This is a genomic window from Blastomonas sp. CCH9-A1, assembly GCF_001557175.1.
GTDB lineage: Bacteria > Pseudomonadota > Alphaproteobacteria > Sphingomonadales > Sphingomonadaceae > Blastomonas > Blastomonas delafieldii_A.
In genome coordinates this window covers 1-1423 of sequence record NZ_LSHM01000026.1, presented here as the reverse complement: position 1 = coordinate 1423, position 1423 = coordinate 1, and the positions used below count along the sequence as shown (strand labels likewise).

General features: G+C 64.8%; 1 protein-coding gene. It reads right to left on the bottom strand.

Going from position 1 to position 1423, the window contains the following annotated elements:
• Positions 1-53 precede the first annotated feature (53 nt).
• Complete coding sequence (locus AX725_RS07680) at positions 54-1265, bottom strand: IS256 family transposase (protein ID WP_058456888.1); 1212 nt, start codon at positions 1263-1265, stop codon at positions 54-56.
• Positions 1266-1423: the final 158 nt, after the last annotated feature.

Here is a 1423-nt window from a genome sequence, read left to right as displayed (position 1 = left end):
GGTCACGTCCGTCAATGAGGTGTAATTTGGGGTGTGGTCACCGGGCTGCATGGTCAGGCGGCCTTGGGTGTAATCTGTAGCGGCTGAGCCTCCTCGATCATTGGTGTGGCAAGGGCTGCCATGCCCTCGATCTGCATGTAGCGGTGCTGGAGCTGCCACTCGTCATTCTGCTCGAGCAGGACGGCGCCGACGAGTCGGATGATGCTGTCCTCGTTGGGGAAGATACCGACGACGTCAGCACGGCGCTTCACCTCCTTGTTCAGGCGCTCCAGCGGATTGGTGCTGTGCAGCTTGACCCGGTGCTGCTCGGGGAAGGTCATGTAGGCCAGGACATCGTGCTCGGCGTCGTCCATGCAGGTTCCCAGCTTCGGCCAGCGGGTGCGCAGTTGGTCGGCGACCTGGCGCCAGACCTGGGTAGCGGCCGCATGATCGGGCTGGAGGAAGACCTGCCGGATGGCGGCGGCGACCACGGTGTTCTGCCCCTTGGGCACGTAGGCCAGTGCGTTGCGCATGAAGTGGACGCGGCAGCGCTGCCAGGTGGCGCCGAGCACGCGGGTGATCGCCGCCTTGAGCCCCTCGTGGGCATCGGAGATGACCAGCTTCACTCCCTTGAGGCCGCGGCGGGCCAGGTCCTTGAGGAAGCTCGACCAGAACGGCTCGGCCTCGCTGGGACCGATGTGCAGGCCGACGATCTCGCGCTTGCCCTCGGTGTTGACCGCGACCGCTATTATCGCCGCGACACTGACGATACGGCCGCCCTCGCGGACCTTGAGGTAGGTCGCGTCCAGCCAGAGGTAAGGCCAGTCGCCCGCCAGCGGCCGCTTGAGGAAGGCGTGCACGCGTTCGTCGATGTCCTTGCACAGCTTCGAGACCGAAGACTTGGAGATGCCGGTCATGCCCATGGCCTGAACCAGCTCGTCGACGCGCCGGGTGCTGACGCCGGCGATCCATGCTTCCTGGATCACCGAGACCAGCGCCTTCTCGACGGTCTTCCTGGGTTCCAGGAAGCCAGGGAAGTAGGCCCCGGTCCTGAGCTTGGGGATCTTCAGGTTGAGCGTGCCGAGCCGGGTGTCGAGGCTGCGCTCTCGGTAGCCGTTACGCCAGGTCGTGCGGTCGCCGGATCGCTCGTGTCGGCCGGCGCCGATCACGCCGTCGACATCGGCCTCCATGATCAGCTGCAGCACGCTCTCGGCAATGCTGCGCAGGAAATCGCTGTCTCCGGTCTTCGCCATCAGCTCGGCAAGCGGTAGTCTGTCTTCGGTCATCGGGATCAACTCCTCGGGTGGGTGTGACGTGTGGAAACTCCACCTTACCGATGAGCCCGGTGGCCACCGAGATCGAAACTGCTGGTGGTGGGGCATGCCCCACCACCAGCAGCACCTAAATCTCCACCGAAAATTACACCACGAGCGCGGACGCTAAC